Below are 3419 nucleotides of genomic sequence, written 5' to 3'. Positions count from 1 at the left end.
AATGGCTGGCGGAACACGCGCCGCCGGAAGCCCTGTCCCAAAAAGGGACAGGTGCATTTTGGGACATCGCTACCGAGCGATCACGTCGTAGCGAATGGCTTTGCCTGAAAGCGCATAGCTCGGCTTCACGCCGGCGAGCGCGGGGCCTTTGAGCGGGCGCTTCACCACGACCTTGCGCGGGTTTGCCGCAAGCGCCGCCTGCAAGAGCGCTTTTTCGTCCTCACACGGCCGCTCCAGATGATGGATGAGCTGGAACTTCTTCTTCACCGCCGCGCTCTTGCGCCGCTCGGGAAACATCGGGTCGAGATAGACGACATCCGGCGGTGCGGGCAGCGTGTTCGCAAGCGCGGGCAGGCCGGCCACGCTGTCTTCGCCGGCAATACGCATGCGCGCGACGGCTTCGCGGAGCGTGAGCCCGTCGGATGCCGAAGCACGGCGCAGGCTATCGGCCAGAAGTGCCGCAATGACCGGGTCGCTCTCGAAGAGGAATACCTCAAACCCCGCCGCCGCGAGCAGCAGCGCGTCTTCACCCAAACCCGCCGTGGCATCAACCGCCACCGGGGCCTCGACGCCCTTCACGCGCGCAGCTCGCACCAAGAGCTCGCTGCCAAGCCGAACCTTCCGTATGCGGGGCAGCATGGCCGAAAGATCTGGTCGCAACACCATGCCGTCGCGCACCAGCGCTGTTCCTTCGGCATCGAAGCGTACCGCAAGCGCGTCGGAAGGAGCGACTCTACCCCCGGTGATGAGGGGCGCGCCCACATGCTCGGCAAGGGCAGACGCGGCAGCTTCATCGCCGCCACCTGCCAGCTCAATCACAACGCGCGCGTCCATCCCATCCCCTTCATGTTAAAAACCCCTGGGGTTATTTTACCTGCACGCCCAGATAGCCCGCGAGTGCAATCGCCTGAAGCGGGCTCACCGTGCAGCCGCGCAGTTCGTGCAGGGTGCTCGACACCACGAGCCCGGAAATCTCACAGGTCGAAAGATCAATACCCGCGAGCGACGCGCCCATAAACTCCGCGCGTGCAAGGTCACATGCGTCGAAATGCGCCGCCTTGAGCCGGACGTCGCGCCAGGCGCTTTCCACCAACGAAGTCGATTCCGCCACAAGGCCTTGAATCTTCGTTTCGGAGAAATCGGCATAGCCAAGCTGGCAGTCGCCGAAGAACACGCTCGTCAAACGCCCTTTTGCGAAGCTCATGCCCGGCGCCGAGCAGCCTGCGAAGTCGCAGCGGTTGAGCCAGCAGCGCTCCATCGTGCACGAGATGAACCGGCACGCCTCGAAGCGCACGTCGGTGAACGACGCATCGGAAAAGTCGACGTCCTCGAAGAGACAGGAGCGGAAGATTACCTGTTCGAAGGAGGTGCCATTTGTCGACACGCCTTCAAGCTCGAGCCCGTCGAAGGATGTCATCGCGAAGCGCACGTCGCCGTCGGCGAAGCCGTCGAGCAGCTCCTCGCGGCTTATGTGCTGCCCGATATGCTCCTTGACCTGCGCGAATCCGCGCTTCCCCTGCCTCATAACCACTCCCCCTGTGAGACTTTGACACCGGGTCTGATAGTCCCAGTGAGACGCCCAAACCCGGTGTCAACGTCTCACTCATAGGAAATCATACGGCATGCGGCAGGCAACCAGGTAGAAAAGACCGAGCACCGGCCACGCGAAGGGGAAATACACGAACGCCGCCGCGAGCACCGCAAGCCGCATGGCATAGAACACCACGCGGCGCGCACCCGCGCGCTCACGCGTCTCGCAGCTCATACGCACGAAGCCGCCGCCCGGCGTCGACCCCTCGTGGAACCACGGGAGCACGCCTTCCACCAGTACAAACGCTATGGCAGAAATCCACAGCGCGAGGCGTCCCTCCTCAAACAGCGTCGAGAGCCACGCGAGCCCCGGCACGTTGTTCGCAAGAAGCGTCAACGCCCCCGCCACCGTCGAGGCGACGATTCCCACCAGCGTCGTATCGAGCCAAAATGCCACGCACCGACGGATAAATCCGGGCTCATGCGTCACCTCGTCCTCGTCCGCGAGCGCACCCGGCGGCAGAATGCGCCCCAGAAGCGCCGCCGCCCACCAGCCCAGCGCGGCGCCGGCGGTGTTGTACATGAGGTCGTTCACGTCGGCCGTACGGTACGCGTACGGATAGATGCCGAAGAGGCCCGTGCCCTGCGCCGCCTCGATAACGAACGAGGTGATGAGGCCGGCCGCGAGCGTCTTCCAGAACCCCCAACGGAACAGCCTCGCCGCGATGAACCCGAGCGGGACGAAAAAGACCACGTTGAAGGCGATCTGCGGGATGACCGAGATCCCCTCGCGCATGAAGTCACCAATGGGCGCGAGCGGGTTCAGCTGCCACGGAACGCCATAGGTGATGCCGAGCCCTTCGTCGCCCGAAGGCAGCGGGTACAGCGTGAAGCAGCCGAGTCCCAGCACGTAGAGCACCGTGAGATACGTCGATGCCACGGACACGAAGCGCAGGCGCCCGTCGCGGTGGTAGAGGTACGCGAGGATCGGCAGGGTGAACGCTGCCGACGCGAACGGCCACAGCACAAGCGCGAACAAGAAGTTGTCGCTATAGCTTCCTAGGAAGCGCTCGATAAGCCCCATGCGCTACCATCCCCTCGTCATCGCATATGCGCCTCGACGCCGTACCTCGGCATCGTTTCTCGACATCGATTCTCGCCCGCCGCGCCGTGCGCTGCCATCGATTTCGCTTACATCTGCGTGACAGTTCGGTAAGGTTGCCGCACGTGTACAATACCCGGTAAAGCAACCCCGGGGGTTTCGGCATGCGGCATGCGAAAGCACCCCAAGGGGGCTACCATCGCCCAGGGGCCCCGGCGCCTTGGGGCGTCTTCCGGCACCTTTCGGCATCGACGGGGAGCGGCATATGGCAATCGAGCGCGTGAAGGCATTTTTCGCAGAACACGGCATGGAAGACCGTGTGCGGGAATTCGACACGTCCAGCGCGACGGTGGAGCTTGCCGCTGCCGCTGTGGGCTGCGAGCCGGAGCGCATTGCCAAGACGCTCTCGTTCCATGTGGATGACCGCGTGGCGCTCATCGTAGCCGCCGGCGACGCGCGCATCGATAACCCCAAGTTCAAGGCTCAATTCCACTGCAAAGCGAAGATGTTGAAGGCCGAAGAGGCCGAGCCGCTTATCGGCCACGCCGTCGGCGGGGGGTGCCCCTTCGCCGTGAACGACGGTTGCGACATCTACCTCGACGCAACGCTCCGCCGCTTCGAAACCGTCTTCCCCGCATGCGGCAGCTCGAACAGCGCCGCTGAGCTTACCTTGGCCGAGCTCGAAGGGCTGTGCGCGCCCTGCACGTGGATCGACGTGTGCAAACTGCCGGCGTAGCGCCGCATGCAGATACCCCCTAGGGGTTTTAACGGCACCTCCCCGCGCGCG

The 3419-nt window shown here is 64.1% G+C and carries 4 protein-coding genes; 1 reads left to right on the top strand and 3 read right to left on the bottom strand.

The genetic code is table 11. From position 1 onward, the window contains the following. Window positions 1-69 precede the first annotated feature (69 nt). The 3 genes from QZ079_RS08730 to QZ079_RS08720 all read right to left on the bottom strand — a co-directional run bounded on the left by QZ079_RS08730 (window position 70) and on the right by QZ079_RS08720 (window position 2614). Window positions 70-834 carry a class I SAM-dependent methyltransferase gene (locus QZ079_RS08730; protein ID WP_297037473.1) on the bottom strand — a complete coding sequence of 255 codons (765 nt, stop codon included), beginning with the start codon at window positions 832-834 and terminating at the stop codon, window positions 70-72. A gap of 31 nt (window positions 835-865) precedes the next feature. Further along, window positions 866-1525: a pentapeptide repeat-containing protein gene (locus QZ079_RS08725; protein ID WP_297037472.1), complete on the bottom strand. Its 660-nt coding sequence runs from the start codon at window positions 1523-1525 to the stop codon at window positions 866-868. A gap of 78 nt (window positions 1526-1603) precedes the next feature. Further along, window positions 1604-2614 carry a VanZ family protein gene (locus QZ079_RS08720; protein ID WP_297037471.1) on the bottom strand — a complete coding sequence of 337 codons (1011 nt, stop codon included), beginning with the start codon at window positions 2612-2614 and terminating at the stop codon, window positions 1604-1606. A 283-nt stretch (window positions 2615-2897) separates the two neighbouring features. Between QZ079_RS08720 and QZ079_RS08715 the strand changes: the two genes are divergently transcribed. After that, the gene (locus QZ079_RS08715; RefSeq protein WP_297037470.1) at window positions 2898-3368 is read left to right on the top strand and encodes a YbaK/EbsC family protein; all 471 of its coding nucleotides are present in this window, start codon (window positions 2898-2900) and stop codon (window positions 3366-3368) included. Window positions 3369-3419: the final 51 nt, after the last annotated feature.

This window comes from uncultured Enorma sp., assembly GCA_905210055.1.
Lineage (GTDB): Bacteria > Actinomycetota > Coriobacteriia > Coriobacteriales > Coriobacteriaceae > Enorma.
The sequence above is the reverse complement of the archived record's forward strand: the minus strand, read 5'-3'. Positions and strand labels throughout refer to the sequence as shown.

Coding starts and splice junctions, on each gene's coding strand:
- QZ079_RS08725 (WP_297037472.1), bottom strand. CDS start 1,525: ATGAGGCAGGGGAAGCGCGGATTCGCGCAGGTCAAGGAGCATATCGGG.
- QZ079_RS08720 (WP_297037471.1), bottom strand. CDS start 2,614: ATGGGGCTTATCGAGCGCTTCCTAGGAAGCTATAGCGACAACTTCTTG.
- QZ079_RS08730 (WP_297037473.1), bottom strand. CDS start 834: ATGGACGCGCGCGTTGTGATTGAGCTGGCAGGTGGCGGCGATGAAGCT.
- QZ079_RS08715 (WP_297037470.1), top strand. CDS start 2,898: ATGGCAATCGAGCGCGTGAAGGCATTTTTCGCAGAACACGGCATGGAA.